17 protein-coding genes are annotated in these 16,901 nt (G+C 61.7%); 13 read left to right on the top strand and 4 right to left on the bottom strand.

All coding sequences use genetic code 11. The features are described from left to right. Nucleotides 1-21 precede the first annotated feature (21 nt). Together ACAX43_RS25600 and ACAX43_RS25595 are read left to right on the top strand one after the other, a co-directional pair. Nucleotides 22-765, top strand: coding sequence for a FadR/GntR family transcriptional regulator (locus ACAX43_RS25600; protein ID WP_091802078.1), 744 nt, complete (start codon nucleotides 22-24; stop codon nucleotides 763-765). A gap of 177 nt (nucleotides 766-942) precedes the next feature. Then, on the top strand, nucleotides 943-1,587 hold the full coding sequence (locus ACAX43_RS25595) for a hypothetical protein (RefSeq protein ID WP_370711196.1): 645 nt from the start codon (nucleotides 943-945) through the stop codon (nucleotides 1,585-1,587). Between the two features lie 356 nt (nucleotides 1,588-1,943). Here the strand turns inward: ACAX43_RS25595 and ACAX43_RS25590 are convergent, their stop codons facing one another. Beyond that, on the bottom strand, nucleotides 1,944-3,527 hold the full coding sequence (locus ACAX43_RS25590; RefSeq protein ID WP_370711195.1) for an aldehyde dehydrogenase (NADP(+)): 1,584 nt from the start codon (nucleotides 3,525-3,527) through the stop codon (nucleotides 1,944-1,946). Between the two features lie 221 nt (nucleotides 3,528-3,748). On the opposite strand from ACAX43_RS25590, the gene garL reads away from it, so the two are divergent. From garL to ACAX43_RS25575, 3 genes are all read left to right on the top strand, one after another. Beyond that, nucleotides 3,749-4,549 carry a 2-dehydro-3-deoxyglucarate aldolase gene (gene garL, locus ACAX43_RS25585; RefSeq protein WP_370711194.1) on the top strand — a complete coding sequence of 267 codons (801 nt, stop codon included), beginning with the start codon at nucleotides 3,749-3,751 and terminating at the stop codon, nucleotides 4,547-4,549. Nucleotides 4,550-4,559: 10 nt separating this feature from the next. Continuing rightward, nucleotides 4,560-5,474, top strand: a complete 915-nt coding sequence (locus tag ACAX43_RS25580; protein ID WP_370711193.1) for a 2-hydroxy-3-oxopropionate reductase — start codon at nucleotides 4,560-4,562, stop codon at nucleotides 5,472-5,474. A gap of 212 nt (nucleotides 5,475-5,686) precedes the next feature. After that, complete coding sequence (locus ACAX43_RS25575) at nucleotides 5,687-5,893, top strand: hypothetical protein (protein ID WP_370711340.1); 207 nt, start codon at nucleotides 5,687-5,689, stop codon at nucleotides 5,891-5,893. A 193-nt stretch (nucleotides 5,894-6,086) separates the two neighbouring features. On the opposite strand, the gene ACAX43_RS25570 is transcribed toward ACAX43_RS25575, so the two are convergent. Together ACAX43_RS25570 and ACAX43_RS25565 are read right to left on the bottom strand one after the other, a co-directional pair. Further along, a complete protein-coding gene (locus ACAX43_RS25570; RefSeq protein WP_370711192.1) occupies nucleotides 6,087-7,379 on the bottom strand; it encodes an MFS transporter in 1,293 nt (430 codons plus the stop codon). Nucleotides 7,380-7,408: 29 nt separating this feature from the next. Next, nucleotides 7,409-8,236 (bottom strand): NAD-dependent epimerase/dehydratase family protein, encoded by an 828-nt coding sequence (locus ACAX43_RS25565; RefSeq protein ID WP_370711191.1) that lies wholly within the window; start codon nucleotides 8,234-8,236, stop codon nucleotides 7,409-7,411. A 759-nt stretch (nucleotides 8,237-8,995) separates the two neighbouring features. Between ACAX43_RS25565 and ACAX43_RS25560 the strand changes: the two genes are divergently transcribed. From ACAX43_RS25560 to ACAX43_RS25530, 7 genes are all read left to right on the top strand, one after another. Further along, nucleotides 8,996-9,328, top strand: coding sequence for a type II toxin-antitoxin system RelE/ParE family toxin (locus ACAX43_RS25560; protein ID WP_370711190.1), 333 nt, complete (start codon nucleotides 8,996-8,998; stop codon nucleotides 9,326-9,328). Continuing rightward, the gene (locus ACAX43_RS25555) at nucleotides 9,315-9,602 is read left to right on the top strand and encodes a helix-turn-helix domain-containing protein (protein ID WP_063498788.1); all 288 of its coding nucleotides are present in this window, start codon (nucleotides 9,315-9,317) and stop codon (nucleotides 9,600-9,602) included. Before ACAX43_RS25560 ends, ACAX43_RS25555 begins: the two co-directional genes overlap by 14 nt. A gap of 62 nt (nucleotides 9,603-9,664) precedes the next feature. After that, on the top strand, nucleotides 9,665-9,835 hold the full coding sequence (locus tag ACAX43_RS25550) for a hypothetical protein (RefSeq protein WP_370711189.1): 171 nt from the start codon (nucleotides 9,665-9,667) through the stop codon (nucleotides 9,833-9,835). Nucleotides 9,836-9,961: 126 nt separating this feature from the next. Then, nucleotides 9,962-11,374, top strand: a complete 1,413-nt coding sequence (locus ACAX43_RS25545; protein WP_370711188.1) for a cytochrome ubiquinol oxidase subunit I — start codon at nucleotides 9,962-9,964, stop codon at nucleotides 11,372-11,374. A 37-nt stretch (nucleotides 11,375-11,411) separates the two neighbouring features. Further along, nucleotides 11,412-12,419: a cytochrome d ubiquinol oxidase subunit II gene (cydB, locus tag ACAX43_RS25540; protein WP_370711187.1), complete on the top strand. Its 1,008-nt coding sequence runs from the start codon at nucleotides 11,412-11,414 to the stop codon at nucleotides 12,417-12,419. Continuing rightward, complete coding sequence (locus tag ACAX43_RS25535; RefSeq protein ID WP_370711186.1) at nucleotides 12,391-12,585, top strand: hypothetical protein; 195 nt, start codon at nucleotides 12,391-12,393, stop codon at nucleotides 12,583-12,585. Before cydB ends, ACAX43_RS25535 begins: the two co-directional genes overlap by 29 nt. 334 nt (nucleotides 12,586-12,919) lie before the next feature. Further along, entirely contained in the window at nucleotides 12,920-13,681 is a 762-nt protein-coding gene (locus ACAX43_RS25530) for a response regulator (RefSeq protein ID WP_370711185.1), read from the top strand. A gap of 7 nt (nucleotides 13,682-13,688) precedes the next feature. Here the strand turns inward: ACAX43_RS25530 and ACAX43_RS25525 are convergent, their stop codons facing one another. Beyond that, the gene (locus ACAX43_RS25525) at nucleotides 13,689-15,497 is read right to left on the bottom strand and encodes a hybrid sensor histidine kinase/response regulator (protein ID WP_370711330.1); all 1,809 of its coding nucleotides are present in this window, start codon (nucleotides 15,495-15,497) and stop codon (nucleotides 13,689-13,691) included. Nucleotides 15,498-15,919: 422 nt separating this feature from the next. On the opposite strand from ACAX43_RS25525, the gene ACAX43_RS25520 reads away from it, so the two are divergent. After that, a complete protein-coding gene (locus ACAX43_RS25520; protein WP_370711184.1) occupies nucleotides 15,920-16,711 on the top strand; it encodes a hypothetical protein in 792 nt (263 codons plus the stop codon). The last annotated feature ends 190 nt before the right edge of the window (nucleotides 16,712-16,901 follow it).

Genomic DNA, 16,901 nt, shown 5'->3' with positions numbered 1-16,901 from the left:
CTGATTCGAGGGGCGTTTTCGATGGCTACACCACTGGCTTCCGCCGCACCGCCACGACGCGCGCGTAATCTTGCCGAGTTTGTCGTCAGCTACGTCACCGAGCAAATTGCGTCCAACGCCTTGAAGCCCGGCGACAAACTGCCGACCGAATCGCAATTGATGGTCACGTTGAGCGTGAGCCGCACCGTCATCCGTGAAGCGATTTCACGCTTGCAGGCGGGCAAGATCATCGAGACACGCCACGGCATCGGCAGCTTCGTGCTGGAACCGCAGCGCGAAAAGCTGGGCATCGACATGGTGCCCGCCACCACGTTGCGCGACGTGCTGTCGATTCTGGAACTGCGCATCAGCCTCGAAACAGAATGCGCGGGTCTCGCGGCTCAACGGGCCAAACCGGACGACCTCGCGCGCATGCGCACGGCGCTCGACGCGATCGAAGCAACCCGCCACAACGGACTGGATAGCGTCGACGCCGATTTGCAGTTCCATATCTCCGTGGCTCGGGCAACCGGCAACCGGTATTTCGTCGACATCCTTACGCAAATGGGCAGCGCGCTGATTCCGCGCAACCGGCTCGACTCCGCGGGCATCGCACGCGCGGAACCGGACGCTTATCTGTCGCTCGTCAACCTCGAGCACGAAAGCATTCTCGAGGCGATCACGCGGCACGATGCCGAGGGTGCGCGCGCGGCAATGCGCATGCATTTGTCAAATAGCCGCGAGCGGCTGAGGCGCGCGAACGAAGCCGCTGAAGCGAACAGCTGATTCGCCACCCGTATCGCTCGCAAGGCCCGCTACTCTTAACCGGGAGCGGGCCTTGCGTTTTGTGCCGGTGAGCCCGTACTAGAGGCGACCATCGAGGTCACGGGTTAGTGTCCGCCTATATGCTGGCAAAGCTGCGAATTTGGGCTCGGTGAAACAAACTCCTTTCGGCGCAGGCCGATGAACCAACCGCACGACGCGTATCCTCTGCGAGACGCGTTATCCCATGGTGAGGGCCGGCCCGACAGCGCTGCGATCGCATTTCGCCGTGCTCGTCCATCAACCCAGTCGATTCCAAATTTCAAAAACTATTTTGGGTACGTAATCGCTCGACTATTAAAAAATTTCTCGATCATTTTTGACGAAATGTCCTCGTCCGCTAATGAGCAGGCGTTATGCCTTCCGATTCGGAATTTCGTAGCAGATGATTTAGAAAAAATTGTCGAAATATGCAAAAATCACAACGCTGTGGGAAACTTTTCCCGCGAACTGCAACCTCAGCTGACTAAGCTAAAAAATAGAAAATCGCCTCGTCGAAACTCCAACTACGGAGACACTCACTTTGTCGATAACGACAAAAAATATTTTCAATATGGGAAAGAACGGCATTCTCGCGTGCAAACAGGAGCTCCCCACAGCCGGCATTGCGGACTCAACGCAAACTTCAGGTTCGGGAAAAGGATAGCTTCCGACCGACACTATAATGTCACGCGAGTATTACGGGAAGAGACGAAAATCAGCGGAGATTTCCGCAACTGCCACGATGAGAGCATCACCGTCCAAGAGACTAGTCACCTGAACATGTTCAGTAATGGTTACTTCTAAATGAAAAAGCGGAAATCTATCGATTTCCGCCCTTGTTCAATATCTATCGCAATTTTCCTCCCGCTGAAGGCGATAGCATGGATTGCGACACTAAAACGAAAAACAACAGTTTCGCTTCTGGCGCTTCTGCACACTACCGAACCTTCACTAGCCGATTCAGAGTCCAAACAACGATATTGGATGCGCTGAATCGAACGGGTTTGGGGCGTAGATTAAGTTTGGAGGCTACCGCGTGTCGCCGGAATGTCAATCGCAGGGGGCGACCGCGTGATTGTCAAAGCTCGCGGGATCGAGCCTCAGCGGCCGGTCCCTTCGGGGACTTTAGCTCTGCCAAACGCGCGCCGCTCACCCATCGTTCAGCTGCGCGTGATCTCGCCATCACGACTGCGCCACAAGTCCAACGGATTGGCGTCGGCCAGCGACTCCGGCAGCAGATCGGCCGGGAAGTCCTGATAGCAAACAGGCCGCAGGAAACGCTCGATCGACGTCGTGCCCACCGAGGTTGCACGGCTGTCAGACGTGGCCGGGAACGGGCCGCCGTGGACCATCGCGTGCGACACCTCGACACCCGTCGGGAAACCGTTGACCAGAATCCGCCCAACCTTGCGCTCGAGGATCGGCACCAGCTTCTTCGCCGCCGGCAGATCGGCGCTGTCCATCTGCACCGTAGCGGTCAGCTGACCGACAAAGTGCTCGGCAACCGTGAGCATTTCCTGCTCGCCCTTGCAACGCACGATGGTCGACGCGGGCCCGAACACCTCATCCTCCAGCGCCGGCGTGGCCAGGAACGTCTGCGCATCCGTCACGAACAATGCCGCGCGCGCCTGCGTCGGGCCCGTCGCGTCGACGCCGCGTGCAACCGCCTCGACGCCCGGGGTCGCCGCCAGCTTGTCCTCGCCTTCTTCATAGGCGGCGTGAATGCCGGCCGTCAGCATGGTCTGAGCCGGCTTGCCGCTCAGCGCCTCGGACGCCGTCGCAACGAAGTCTTTGAGAGCGTCGCCGTCGACAGCGATCGCGAGCCCTGGGTTGGTACAGAACTGCCCCGCGCCGAGCACCAGCGAATCGACGAAGCCACGTGCGATGCTTTCGCCGCGTTGCGACAACGCGTTCGACAGCAGAAACACCGGGTTGATGCTGCTCATTTCGGCGTAGACCGGAATCGGTTCGGCACGAGCGGCCGCGACGCGCATCAGCGACGTGCCGCCTGCGCGCGAACCCGTAAAGCCGACCGCCTTGATCGCCGGATGCGCAACCAGCGCTTCACCGACCAGATTGCCTGCGCCGACGATCAACGAGAACACGCCTTCAGGCAGGTCCATTTCCTGCGCGGCTTGCTGAATCACCCGGCCGACCATCTCCGAAGTGCCCAGGTGAGCGCGATGCGCCTTCACCACCACCGCGCAGCCCGCCGCGAGCGCCGCTGCGGTATCGCCGCCCGCCACCGAAAAAGCGAGCGGGAAGTTGCTGGCGCCGAACACCGCGACCGGGCCCAGCGGAATCTTTTGCATGCGCAGGTCGGAGCGCGGCAGCGGCTTGCGCTCGGGCAGCGGCGAATCGAGCGTCGCGGCGAGCCATTGGCCGGCGCGCACGACTTGCGCAAACAGATTGAGCTGCCCCATCGTGCGGGCGCGCTCGCCCTCAAGGCGAGCCTTGGGCAGGCCGGACTCCTGGTGGGCGCGCTCGATCAATGCATCGCCCAATGCCGCGATGCCGTCGGCGATGCGCTCGAGAAATTTGGCGCGCACCGTAAGCGGCAGTTGCCGGTAAGGGTCGAACGCTTGCTGAGCGAGCTCGCAGGCGAGCCCGACATGCGCGACCGAGCCGCTGCCGAAGACCGGCTCAGCGATGTCCGATCCCGTAGCGGGATTGAACGCGCGCAAGGGTTTCTCATCGCCGCGCACTGCTTTGCGGCCAATCAGCATGTCGCCGGTAATAGACATTTCGCTTTCCTTGGATGGGCATTTTAGATATAAGTCATCCTACAACATAGAGCAGTATGCACGCAAGCTGAAACCCTTTCTCCGACACGAATTCGGGTTTACGAGCCCGTTACAGCAATACGAGCCGGTGCTAATCTTCAATTAGATGTACGACGACCTATAACATGATTTGGGCAAACATCGGCGCTTGTCCGATCAATCGCAGTTCCAGGAGACATGCCATGTCAGCCGCCACGCCTTACCAGCCCTTGCCCAATAGCTTTCGCCGCGCCGTCTGCGGCGGCGAAACCCTGATCGGCTGCTGGGCTTCGCTCGCCAGCCCGATTGCCACGGAACTCCTCGGGATTGTCGGCTTCGACTGGATGCTGCTGGACGCCGAACATGCGCCGAACGACGTCCTGACGCTGATCCCCCAGTTGATGGCGCTCAAGGACAGTCCGAGCGCGCCGGTCGTGCGGCCCCCGGCCAATGACAGCGTGTTCATCAAGCGGCTGCTCGATAGCGGTTTCTCGAATTTTCTGGTCCCGTTCGTCGAGAGCACCGACGACGCCGCGCGCGCCGTGGCCGCGACGCGCTACCCGCCGCAGGGCATCCGCGGTGTGTCGGTGAGTCATCGAGGCAATCGCTATGCGACCGTGGCCAACTACTTCGACATCGCCAACGACAACGTCTGCGTCATCGTTCAGATCGAAAGCCGTAAAGCCGTCGACAACATTGATGAGATTCTTGCCGTGGACGGTGTCGATGCCGTTTTCGTCGGCCCCTCCGATCTTGCGGCCGCCTACGGCCACATCGGCAACCCGAACCATCCCGACGTGCAGCAGGCGATCGCGCATGTCGTCGAGCGCGCGCAGGCCGCCGGCAAACCGAGCGGCATCCTGGCGCCGGTCCAGGCCGACGCGGAGCGCTATATCTCGATGGGTTGCCGCGTCGTCGCGGTCTGTGCGGACATGGGGCTGCTGAAAGCCGCCGCGCAAACAGTTCAAAAACACTTCATGCTGAAACAAGCGGACCGGAAGTAAAGCGGCCGCGATGACATCTCCGGAGATTTCCATGCAAAAGGCAGGCTTTATCGGACTCGGCATCATGGGCAAGCCCATGGCCGCCAACCTTCTCAAGAACGGCGTCGCCCTTGCTGCGTTCACGCGTAGCGGCGTGCCGGACGATCTCACCCAGGCTGGCGCGATTGCGTGCGACAGCCCGGCCGCCGTGGCCGCGCGTGCCGACGTGATCTTCGTCATGGTGCCGGACACGCCGGACGTCGAACGTGTGCTGTTCGGCGAACAGGGACTCGCTGAAGCATTGCGCCCAGGACAAACGGTGGTCGACATGAGCTCGATTTCGCCGATGGCCACCCGCGACTTCGCGGCACGCGTGCGCGAGCGCGGCGCGGACTATCTGGACGCACCGGTGTCTGGCGGCGAAGTCGGCGCGAAGGCGGGCTCGTTGACCATCATGGTGGGCGGCGAAACAGCGACCTTCGAAAGCGTGAAGCCGCTCTTCGACATGATGGGCAAGAACGTCACGCTGATCGGCGCGGTAGGTGCGGGACAGGTGTGCAAGGTCGCCAATCAGGTGATCGTCGCGGCGACGATCGAGGCGGTCGGCGAAGCGCTGCTGCTCGCCTCCAAAGCCGGTGTCGATCCGGCGCGTGTGCGCGAAGCGCTGATGGGCGGATTTGCATCCTCGCGCATTCTCGAAGTGCACGGCGAACGGATGACGAAGCGCACTTTCGATCCGGGTTTCCGAATCGAGCTCCACCAGAAGGATCTGAACCTCGCGCTCTCGACCGCCCAGGCGCTCGGCGTTTCCTTGCCGAATACGGCCACCTGTCAGGCACTCTTCAGCGCCTGCGTGGCGCATGGCGGCAAAGCATGGGATCACTCCGCGATGGTGCGCGCGCTCGAAATACTCGCTAATCACGAAATCGGCCAGCAGACCGCTTAAGCCGGCAGCCGTCGCTCGCAGTGCCGTTCCGTTTGCTCTATGCAAATAGAGAAGATGGAACGGCACACGTGCGCGCTCGGCGTCCGCACGAATCTCTACGACAACCGAATCACACTCACCAATAAAGTTTTATTACGAATATCAAGGATGACTTACGGCCATGGAAGCATGGTTCGATTTCGCCGCATATTCAAGCGACGGATCGACGAGCCATGGCCCATCGAGCAATGACGATCACTCACAACGCCCGCAAAGGGCAAGGAGACATCCATAACGGTGTGACGACGGCAGTCTCCGCCGGACCCGCAAGCGCGACGACGCCTGGGTCGATCTATGCCTACAACGTCAACGGAATCACGTTGAATAACGTGATGATCGGTTCGACAACCTACAACAACACGGTCGTCAATCAGCGTTAAGCGGGAGAGTGTGGGGTGAAGGTGATCCTTCGCCTCGCAGGTTACGCAGATCAGGCAGGCGGCTCGCAGCTTCAAAGCCGGTGGGCCGCGAAACACAGCAGGCAAGTCACAAAAAATGACGGCGCCCGAAGACGCCGCCATTTTTCGCCATTTTCATTACCCGACCTTCCTCGCTGCCGGGCCGACCCGTCACTCACTTGGCCGCAGCAGCCGCCACCGTCCAGCGCGGCTGCGGCGTCTTGTCGGCGCTTCTCGCCAGCAGGCACACTACAACAGCCGCGATGATGTCGAACACCGCCAGCACCACGAACAACGGGCTATAGCCGATCTGCGTGACCAACACGCCGAACAGCGCCGTGAACGCAGCGGCGCCCAGGTAGCCCGCCATCCCGCCCATGCCGGTGGCGGTGGCGACCTCGTTCTTGCCGAACATGTCGGAGGTGATCGCGTACAGCGCACCCGACAAGGTCTGATGGGCAAAGCCGCCGACACACAGCAGCGCAACGGCCGCGTAAGGACTCGCCACCAGCCCGACACATGCCGGCCCGATCATGCAGAGCGCACCGACGACAAAAACCATCTTGCGTGACGTGAACAGCGAAACCTTCGCGTACTGATGAAACAACGGGCTCAGGTAGCCGCCGAGCACGCAGCCGATATCCGCGGCCAGAAAGGGCATCCACGCATACAGCGCGACCTCCTTCAGGTTCATGTGCCGCTCGGTCATCATGTACAGCGGAATCCAGGCGTTGAAGGTCTGCCAGGCCGGCTCGGAGAGAATCCGGGGAATGCCGATTGCCCAGAAGCCGCGGCTGCCGAGCATGGCAGTCCAACTGCGCTTGACCGCGCCGGCGTCGCTGTGCTTCGCCTCCTGCCCGCTAAGGATGTAGTCCCGCTCTGCGTCACCCAGCAGCTTCTGATTGCGCGGGTGCTTGTACAGCAGCATCCACAGCGCGCTCCAGACGATCCCCGCCACGCCGACGATCAGGAAAGCCCACTGCCATTGGCCATGCAACAACGCCCAAACGACCAGCGGCGGCGCGAGCAGCGCGCCGATGGACGAGCCGATGTTGAACCAGCCGATCGCCACCGAACGCTCCTTGGCCGGGAACCATTCGCTCGTCGCCTTGACGCCGGCCGGAATGCCGGCCGCTTCGGCGATACCGAGCACGCCGCGGAAGAACGCCAGGCTGCGCCAGCCCGTCGACCATGCCGCCGCGGCGCAGGCCAGCGACCAGGCCAGCGCGAACACCGCAAAGCCGATCTTGGTGCCGACGGTATCGAGCACGTAGCCCGCGACCGGCTGCATGAAGGCGTAGCACAACTGCCACGCAACCACGACGTGCGAGTACTGCGCGGTCGTGATGTCGAGGTCCTTCATCAACGTCGGCGCCGCCACCGACAGCGTGTTACGCGCAAGGTAGTTGATGATGAGCCCGGCCGCGACCAGGCTGACCATCCACCAGCGGATGCCCTTGATTTTCATGACTGCGTCTCCTCGTATTCTCTAACCAATCAGAAAGGCCGGCCCGCGGCGTCTTCGCTCGCGATGTCGTCGCGCGAGTAGTCGATGCCGACGAAGCTGCCGCCCTGGTAACGCTGGCCCAAAGCGTCGAGCGGGTTCGGTCGCGCCAGAACGTCCTCGGCGTATGCCTCGGCGTCCTGGGTCGGCTGATACCCCAGGCGTTCGGCACTGCTGTTGTCCCACCAGCTGCGTTTGTTGGCCGAGACACCCCAGACGGTGATGAATCCCACGTCGTCTGCCTCGACACAGCGGTCGAGGAAATGCAGCAGGTCGCGATGGCCGAACCATGTGCTCAGGTGCCTGGGCTCGGTCGGCCGTTCGAGGCAACTGCCGATGCGCACGCAAATGCTCTCGATGCCATGCTTGTCCCAATACATCCGTGCCAAGGCTTCGCCCCACACCTTGCTCAGGCCGTAGAAACCGTCCGGGCGCAACTCACAGTCAAGGCTGAGATGTTCCGTGACCGGATACATGCCGATCGCGTGGTTCGAACTGGCGAACACCACGCGCCGAACGCCTTGCCTGCGCGCGCCTTCGTACACCTCGACCAGAGCGCGCAGGTTGTTGTCGATGATTTCGGGCAGCGGACGCTCCACGCTTGTGCCCGCGAAGTGGATCAGCACGTCGACGCCCTTCAGCAGGCGATCCACGACAGCGGGATCGCGCAGGTCGCCGTGCATCACATCCTCTCCGTCAACCAGAGGAACCAGGGGCCTGGAGCCCGCGGCCGAGCGCAACGGGATACCGCGTCCGAGCAACGCAGTCCGCACTACCGAACCGAGCTGGCCGCCGGCCCCGCTCAGGGCAATCTTCTTCATAAGGTTCCTTTACAGCGCCGCGCGCGATAGAGCCGGGGAAAGGCAAGCGGTCAAGCCGTGGCTGCACCGGACCGAAGCCACGCTCTTAGTTGTACGATAACGTACTATCTACGATGCTAAGACGGATTTCAACCAGGCATTTACCCGCACTCCTCCCCCAGCAACCAGCGAATTATCTTTAATAAACTAACATGTACGAACATTGTATTTATATGATGTCGTATAACATAAAGTGCAATAAGTTCCGAGCAATACGTTATCCGGCCAACGTTCCTGCTGGCTCGAAGGGGCAGCCGCACTGAAGCACGCGCAGACCTCAGCATCTGCGCATCCCAGCCGTCCGCGGACAACGGCTAGCCGTGCGGGAAGACAACTGGACGGCCTTTGCCCCAATCCTTGTAGAAGATTTCCGTACCGTCTCCTGTTGACTAGCCAACAGGCTAATAGAAGGTTCGGCGCGAACGGCGTTATTGTCGGTTGTTGACGAGTGGACCTCGTGTCCGCTATTTCGATTCAGTCAACCCGTGCAAAGGGAGACCTCCACCGTGCCGCGCCCGATATCGCGTCCCGCACGAATCAACCCAGCCGAACACCTGGTTGCGCCAACGCCTTCGTAACCGCTCATCGCGGTCCAGCCTTCGCCCTCTTCCCGTCGTTCGATTCCACGCCACGCAACGCCTCCGTTGTTGCTGATTTCAACAACAACCGGCAAGGGCATCTGCTTGCGCAAAAATAACATATTTGTTATCATTGACTCCAATGGCATTTACGATCGGCTTCTACAACGAAAAGGTCAAAGTGAACGTTGCCTCATTGCCGAAAACGCTGCTCGCCCGTTTTATCGCGCTAGCCGATCGCATGGAGGAATACGGTCCGAATCTCGGCGAGCCGCATACCGCGTCCATGGGAGGCGGTTTGTTCGAGATGCGCCTGAAAGGCGCCGAGGGTATCGCCAGAGTGTTCTACTGCGCGATCGTGGAACGGAAAATCGTCATGCTTCACAGCTTCGTGAAGAAGTCGCAACAAACGCCGCGTAACGAACTGGACGTGGCACGCAAAAGACTGCTGGAGATCAGAAATGGCAACCTATAAGGCAATGCGCGAACGCGCGCTCGCCGACCCTGAAGTACGCGCCGAATACGAGCGGCTGAACCGCGAAGAATTCGCGCTGCTCGATCAGATGCTCGCCGCGCGCCGCGAAGCCGGTTTGACGCAGGCGCAAGTCGCTGAGCGCATGGGTACCAAAGCGCCGGCTATCACCCGGCTCGAACGGGCGCTTGCTTCGGGACAACATTCGCCTTCTATCGACACGTTGCGCAGGTACGCGGCCGCTTGCGGCAAGCAACTGTTTATCTCGATCGCGTAGCCCGTGCACCGTGGCGCTGAGTCTTCGCGGTGAAGCGGGCTGCGGAGAAACATCAGGCCGGCATGCTCTCCGACGAAGGCGCACCGGTTGCGTTGTTGCAGCGCGGTCTATTGCCGCACCTCCGCCTCGGCCGAGATAAACAGGCGCAAGAACGCAATAAGGAAAACTTGTTACCCATCAAGGCTTTGCCGTCTCAAAAACGAAATTCCGCGCAAAACAACGCGGTTTTTTGACGCACATCGCGTCGCAGCAAAGAATTCCGCCATCCCCTACTCTTGCGCCATCTGCCCAGCGCAGTGCGCACCGACAACGGTCGACGCGCGTAGTCCGCCCCCACGGGCATCACGTACTTCACGCTCATGAACTCCGCTCTATCGGCATTCGATCTCGCCCGCATTCAGTTTGCGTTCACCGTCTCTTTTCACATCGTTTTTCCGGCGCTCAGCATCGGCCTCGCCAGCTTCATCGCCGTCCTCGAATGGCGCTGGCTGAAAACCGGCAAGGCGTACTACAAAGATCTTTGCCTGTTCTGGTCGAAGATCTTCGCAGTCGCCTTTGGTATGGGCGTCGTTTCCGGCGTCGTGATGAGCTATCAGTTCGGCACCAACTGGTCGGGTTTCTCCAGTTTCGCCGGGCCCATCACCGGACCGCTTCTCATGTACGAGGTCATGACCGCGTTTTTCCTCGAAGCGGGCTTCCTCGGCATCATGTTGTTCGGCTGGCAGCGCGTGAGTCCGCGCGCGCACTTCGGCGCGACGCTGATGGTGGCGATCGGCACGCTGATTTCGACCTTCTGGATTCTCGCGTCCAATAGCTGGATGCAAACGCCGCAAGGCTTCGAAGTCGTGAACGGCCACGTCGTGCCGCTCGACTGGTTCAAGATCATTTTCAATCCGTCGTTCCCGTACCGGCTCGCGCATATGGCGCTCGCGGCGTTCATCGTCGCGGGGCTGGTGGTGTCGGCGGTGGGCGCGTGGCATCTGCTGCGCGGACGACGCGACCCCGCGGTCAAGAAGATGTTCTCAATGGCGCTCTGGTTGCTCCTGATCCTGACGCCGATCCAGGCATTCGTCGGCGATCAGCACGGTCTGAACACGCGCAAGTATCAGCCGGCCAAGATCGCTGCGATCGAGGGTCTGTGGGAAACCGAGAAAGGCGGCACGCCGCTGAACCTGTTCGGCATTCCTGATATGCAGGCGGAAACCACGCGTTATGCCCTGTCGATTCCACACCTGGGCAGCCTGATTCTCACGCATAGCTGGGATGGCGAGATTCGCGGCCTGAAAGAATTTCCGCCGCAAGACCGGCCGAACTCGACCGTGGTGTTCTGGAGCTTCCGCATCATGGCCGGGCTCGGCGTGCTGATGATCCTGATGTCGCTGGCAGCATGGGCACTGCGTCGTCGCGAACGGCTGTTCGAAGCGAAGTGGTTCCAGCGCCTCGCCGTGGCGATGGGCCCGACCGGTTTCATCACCTTGCTGGCCGGCTGGGTCACGACTGAAGCAGGCCGCCAGCCGTGGGTGGTGTACGGCGTGATGCGCACCTCGCAGGCCGTGTCGCCGCTCACCACGCAACAGGTCGGCATCTCGCTGATGGCGTTCGTGGTCGTCTACTTCCTCGTGTTCGGCACCGGCGTCTACTACATGCTCAAGCTGATGCGCTCGGGCCCGGCGCTGCCCGGGCAAACGCCGCACGGCGTGCCTGAGCCCACGCCGAATCAGACCGCGCGCCGCCCGCTGTCCGCCGCCGATCAGATGATCGACGCCGCGTAACCCTACCCCGCTTCACTACCTGCTTGCGAGAAAGAAAATGGACGTCACCGTAGCGTGGGCCGCGATCATCGCGCTGGGCCTTTTCATGTATGTGGTGCTGGATGGCTTCGATCTGGGCATCGGCATCGTCTTCCCGTTCTTCCCCGATGAGAAAGAGCGCGACCTGATGATGAACACCGTCGCGCCCGTGTGGGACGGCAACGAAACCTGGCTGGTGCTCGGCGGCGCCGCACTGTTCGCGGTGTTTCCGGCGGTCTATTCGACCGTGCTGTCCGCGCTGTATCTGCCGCTGATCTTCATGCTCGTGTGCCTGATCTTTCGCGGCGTGTCATTCGAGATTCGCGCCAAGGCCAATCGCACGAAACATCTGTGGGACCTGGCGTTCATCGGCGGCTCGGCGGGCGCGACGTTCTTCCAGGGCATTGTGCTGGGCGCGTTCCTGCAAGGCATTCCGGTGATCGACGGCGCTTATGCGGGCGACGCCTTCGGCTGGCTCACGCCGTTCAGTCTGCTGACGGGCCTCGGCCTCGTCATCACCTACGCGCTGCTCGGCTGCTGCTGGCTGGTCGCGAAGACCGAAGGCGATCTGCAACGCCGTCTGCATCGGGTGGTGTGGCCATTGACGATCGTGCTGCTCGGGTTCATCGCGCTGGTCAGTTTGTGGACGCCGTTACAGGACCCGAATATCGCGCAACGCTGGTTCCACGACGGCCTCTTCTACCGTCTGCTGCCGGTGCCGTTCCTCGTGGCGGTTTGCGCTTTCTTCATGCGCCGCGCAGTGCGTGCGCGGCATCACAACATGCCGTTCGTGCTGGCGCTGCTGCTCGTGCTGCTTGGTTACGTCGGCTTGCTGGTGAGCCTCTGGCCGTATGCGATCCCGTCGAGCATGACGCTCTGGGAAGCCGCCGCGCCGCGCTCGAGCCAGATGTTCACGCTGGTGGGCGCAGCGGTGATCCTGCCTATCATCATCGCCTATACGACGATGGGCTATTGGGTATTTCGTGGCAAGGTGCGTCATGGCGACCAACATCACTACCATCACTAAGCATGCGGGCGGCGGCGCTGCCCGTGACGCATCTCAAACGTCGGCGCGCAAACTACCCGGCTGGCTGTGGTTCATCGCGCTCTGGTGTTTCGGCGTGGCCTCGGCGGTGTCGCTCGGTTTCGCATTCAAGCTTCTGATGAATGCGACGTTATTCGCAGTCAAATGAAACCCGCTTTTGCGTGATTTTATCTGGCGCGCATAACCCTTCGGATTCCTGCGTGGACGACTTCAAAATGGGGGCATGCGGCTCGTCTACGTAGCAAGCCGGAACCTATGCGAGAGAGAGACCTGCCTTACCGCTAACATGGGTGCAGGGGCCCACCGGCGATCATACGAATAGCCAATCGCTGTCGTGTGTGCGGAAGGTGGTCGGCTCGCCACCGTTCGGCATATGATGATCCCGGGGTAGCAGGCAATGCCGCGATTCACGAAAATAGAAGTAAAACCAGCAGTACAGCAGTGCTAGTCCACCACGCGCAGGCCTGACTCGCGGAGACATCATGAAGTTTCTTGTGGCCGACGACCATGAACTGATCCGGCAAGGCGTCAAAGGAATGTTGCGCGGCCTCGACCCCGACGCCCAATTCGACGAAGCCGATACCTGGGAAACGCTTGCCGCCGCTGCGCGGCCGGACGCCGATCACGATCTCGCAATCGTCGATCTGCACATGCCGGGCATGAGCGGCGCTTCGTCGCTTGAAGTGCTGTTGAAGGCGCACCCCGCCTTGCCGGTGGTGGTGCTCTCCGCCGAAGAATCGCCCGACGAAATGCGCGCGGTGCTGGCCGCCGGTGCGCTCGGCTTCGTGCCTAAGAGGCAGCCCGCCAGCGTCATGCTCAAGGCGATCGAACTGGTGTTATCAGGGGGCGCCTATGTGCCGATGGAAGCGCTCAGTTTGCTGGGCTCGCGTGAGACGCAAGCCCAGCCCGCGCGCGCCGATGCGGGCGCCGCCGGGTTGTCCGCTCAGGGCGCCCCTCACGCATCAGCCCAAGGGGGCGCCGCACCGACTGAACCCATCGCGCAAATCCAGGCACTGCAACCGCACCAGCAGCATTTGCTGGAAAACCTGTCGCCGAGACAACAGGACATCATGCGGCTCGTGCATCGCGGCTGGACCAACAAGATGATCGCGCGTGAGCTGGGCGTCGCGGAAGGTACGGTCAAGGTGCATCTGTCGGTGATCTTCCGGGCGCTCGGCGTGCATAACCGGTCCACCGCGATTGCCGTGATCAACGGCTGGCTCGAAGCCGGAAAAACCCTGTAACAACGGATCAGAAGCAAGCCTCGCTCGCGCCGCCTGCCGCCGCCCGCCCCTTGTCCAACTCCGCCTGCTGCCAGAGCATTTCCAGCGTGCGCCGCAAACGCGCCGGCGTGACGGGTTTATGCAGCACCGGAATTCCCTGCAGGGCCAGCGCCGCCAGTTCCGCCGACGCCATATCGCCCGTAATCAGCAACGTCACGACGTCTTCGTGCCCGGCCCTTGCGAGCACATTGCGCACGGCCGTCAACGCCTGCGCGCCGGTTCGGTGATTCGCCAACTGGTAGTCGCATAACACGGCATCCGGCACGAAACCGTCTTCCAACGCCGCGAGCGCATCGACCTCGTCGCGCGCGCCACGCACGGTGCAGCCCCAGCGTCCCAACAGACTGGCGAGGCCTTCGAGAATCGACGGTTCGTCGTCGATGCAGAGTACGCGCCGCCCTTGCGCCGACGGGCCGCCCGCCACCGCTTCGTTCAGGCTTGCGACAATCCCGCCGGGGTCGCCCGCCTGCACCGGAAAGCGAAACACCGAGCCTCGGCCCGGCGCCGAGCGCAACTGCAACTCGCCGCCGAGCATCTCGACCAGCCGCTTGACGGTCGGCAGGCCGAGACCATGACCCTGGCGCGCGTCGCGCTGCGGATTGGCGACCTGATAGAACTCTTCGAAGATGCGCTCGCGTTCCTCCGCCGGAATGCCGATCCCTGAATCGCGCACCTCGATGAAGCCGCCCGAACGGCGCCCGGCACGGCGATAGCCCACCCAGATCGCGCCTTCCTCGGTATAGCGCACGGCGTTCGAGAGCAGGTTGCTCAGCACGCGTTCGAGCAGCACCGGATCGTCGTGCACGACCACCGAGGCCGGTGCGATCCGCAGCGCCAGCCCTTTGGCCGCGGCTTGCGGGCGGTACTGGCTGCCGACCCGCTCGAACAGTTCCGACAGCCGGAAGTGCAGCCGGATCACCTGAGTCACGCCGCTTTCGAGCCGCGCGAGATCGAGCACCTGATTGAACAACTGATTCAACGCCTCGACGTTATACACGATGTGTTCGGTGGTTTTCGCATGTTGCACGGGCGTTGCCGACGTGTCGTTGAGCGAAGCCGCCAGCAGGCCGATCGCATGCAGCGGCTGGCGCAAATCGTGGCTCGCGGCGGCGAAAAAGCGCGTTTTGGCGAGACTGGCCTCTTCGGCGACGCGCTTTTGCGCCGCCAGCGACTCCGCCAGATATTGCTGATCGACCCGCGCCTGCACGACCTGCTGAAACAGCTTGCGATAGCTCAGCGCATAGACGTTGATCGCGCAGAAGAAGAACGCGAGGACGACCGCGAGAATCGTGCGGTCGAACGTATGCGAGCCGAAATGCAGCACGATCGACGGAAACAGCAGAAACGAAATCGCCGTTGAAAAGTTCAGCAGATCGAAGCCGTTCGACATGAACACGCCGGCCGCCAGCGTGACGAGCATTACCGTATGCAGCAACGGCAAATCGGTTTGCGGGCTCTGGAACGCGAACCACACCGCGATGCCCGGCGCACTGTATAGCAGCACGCCGCGCACCGCGTGCAAGTTGATCCAGCCGCGCGGCGAGACGAGGTGCGGATAGCGGCGGTTGCAGATCCACAGGGCGAGGCTGCCGCAATTGGCCGCCGCATAAAACCCGAAGCACGCAATGAACAGCCGCGGCGACGGTATCGTCGGCCAGTAGATCGCCACCAGCACGGCGATCGAGAACCAGTGCGAAAAGAAGGCGATCGGATCTTGCGCGTACAGCACGCGCACGAGGTCTTCGTCGATTGCACGCTGGATAGGGTCAGCCCGCATCATGCGGTCTCCTTTGTCGACCAGAGTTGGCGCTTCAGCGCTTACTCTGGTCCCATGCTTGGCGGTCGACCAGAGTTGGCGCTTCAGCGCTTACTCTGGTCCCATGCTTGGCGGTCGACCAGAGTTGGCGCTTCAGCGCCTACTCTGGTCCCATGCTTGGCGGTCGACCAGAGTTAACGCTTCAGCGCCCACTCCAATCCCATGCAAGATAGTTGCTGTCAGGCACGGCGGATTCGATGGTGTAGCGCGGATGGTTTACCCGGCAGTTTACCCATCAGCTACCACTTAATCCATATAGGCGAAGCCGTCGCCGGAAACCATACTGGCTTCACATTCCAGCGCGGCTTCCAATCTTCACCACGTCACTCCGGCCTGCAGTCCGAGGCTCACCGCGCTCCCGCCTTACCCATATGGAGGCTTTCATGGGCGCAGTTCCGAGCCACGAGTTCGTCCGCAATCTCGACGATGCGATCCTGCCCGATCTGTGGCGCCGGCGCACCCAGCTGTCCGCCGACGAAATGGTGTCGATGGTCGAGCTGGTGAAGCGGGCGCTGCGGACCTATCATCCGCTCGAACTGCAGGCGCTCGGCGAGGACAAGGAAGAACTGGTGGCGCAGTTCATCTACTCGAAGGTGCTGCGCCTCGCGCCCGGCCACACGGAAACCAACGCCTGCGCCGACAGCGCGCCGTCCAATGGCTACGCACTGTGCGCGTATTTTCGCCGCTACCTGATCGACTGCCTGCGCAGCGCCTGCCATCAGCGCAATGTGTCGATGGAAAACGAAGGCATGGCGCAGGAAATCGATCTCCACGCACAAGCGCTGGAAGACCCGGTGGAAAGCGTCTTGCTGCAATATGGCCTCGACGAGCAGCGTGTGCGGCTCGCGGCGCGCGCCTTTATCGAAAGCCTCGACGAGCCGGAGCGTATCGTGCTGGCCGGCAGCCTCGGCTGGTGCTCGGAAGGGAAAGGCGGCCTGTCGGCAGTCGCTGCTCAGCATCGTGTGCCCTCGTATCACTATCGCGCCGTCAAACTGGGCGTCACCATGAAAAAGACGGCCGGTGCGGACGAATTTTCCAATACCAAGATCGGCCGCTGGCTGACTGACGTACTCGGCATCGAGATCGACATCGACAATCGCACGGCAATTCTGCTCGCGTTGAACCTGCTTGCCGCCGAATCGAGCGACAGCGAAATGAATGAAGTAGCCGCGTAATAGCGCACCTGCAGGCTAGCGCAGAGCGGCGGCAGCCTTTCCGAAAATCGCGCACGCTTCACGCACGTCTCACGCGCCCCGTACGATGCGCCTTTTTTTGTCATCGCGCACCGCCTACGATTAAAAGCCGCAGCCGCGATGCCGTCTTCCTTCCGAAGTCCGGGCTCCCTACCCGGCATCCCATTCCTGA

Source organism: Paraburkholderia sp. IW21 (genome assembly GCF_041321145.1).
Classification (GTDB): Bacteria; Pseudomonadota; Gammaproteobacteria; order Burkholderiales; family Burkholderiaceae; genus Paraburkholderia.
This window is presented reverse-complemented; position numbering and strand designations above follow the sequence as displayed.

Coding starts and splice junctions, on each gene's coding strand:
- ACAX43_RS25600 (WP_091802078.1), top strand. CDS start 22: ATGGCTACACCACTGGCTTCCGCCGCACCGCCACGACGCGCGCGTAAT.
- ACAX43_RS25595 (WP_370711196.1), top strand. CDS start 943: ATGAACCAACCGCACGACGCGTATCCTCTGCGAGACGCGTTATCCCAT.
- ACAX43_RS25590 (WP_370711195.1), bottom strand. CDS start 3,527: ATGTCTATTACCGGCGACATGCTGATTGGCCGCAAAGCAGTGCGCGGC.
- garL (WP_370711194.1), top strand. CDS start 3,749: ATGTCAGCCGCCACGCCTTACCAGCCCTTGCCCAATAGCTTTCGCCGC.
- ACAX43_RS25580 (WP_370711193.1), top strand. CDS start 4,560: ATGACATCTCCGGAGATTTCCATGCAAAAGGCAGGCTTTATCGGACTC.
- ACAX43_RS25575 (WP_370711340.1), top strand. CDS start 5,687: ATGGCCCATCGAGCAATGACGATCACTCACAACGCCCGCAAAGGGCAA.
- ACAX43_RS25570 (WP_370711192.1), bottom strand. CDS start 7,379: ATGAAAATCAAGGGCATCCGCTGGTGGATGGTCAGCCTGGTCGCGGCC.
- ACAX43_RS25565 (WP_370711191.1), bottom strand. CDS start 8,236: ATGAAGAAGATTGCCCTGAGCGGGGCCGGCGGCCAGCTCGGTTCGGTA.
- ACAX43_RS25560 (WP_370711190.1), top strand. CDS start 8,996: ATGGCATTTACGATCGGCTTCTACAACGAAAAGGTCAAAGTGAACGTT.
- ACAX43_RS25555 (WP_063498788.1), top strand. CDS start 9,315: ATGGCAACCTATAAGGCAATGCGCGAACGCGCGCTCGCCGACCCTGAA.
- ACAX43_RS25550 (WP_370711189.1), top strand. CDS start 9,665: ATGCTCTCCGACGAAGGCGCACCGGTTGCGTTGTTGCAGCGCGGTCTA.
- ACAX43_RS25545 (WP_370711188.1), top strand. CDS start 9,962: ATGAACTCCGCTCTATCGGCATTCGATCTCGCCCGCATTCAGTTTGCG.
- cydB (WP_370711187.1), top strand. CDS start 11,412: ATGGACGTCACCGTAGCGTGGGCCGCGATCATCGCGCTGGGCCTTTTC.
- ACAX43_RS25535 (WP_370711186.1), top strand. CDS start 12,391: ATGGCGACCAACATCACTACCATCACTAAGCATGCGGGCGGCGGCGCT.
- ACAX43_RS25530 (WP_370711185.1), top strand. CDS start 12,920: ATGAAGTTTCTTGTGGCCGACGACCATGAACTGATCCGGCAAGGCGTC.
- ACAX43_RS25525 (WP_370711330.1), bottom strand. CDS start 15,497: ATGCGGGCTGACCCTATCCAGCGTGCAATCGACGAAGACCTCGTGCGC.
- ACAX43_RS25520 (WP_370711184.1), top strand. CDS start 15,920: ATGGGCGCAGTTCCGAGCCACGAGTTCGTCCGCAATCTCGACGATGCG.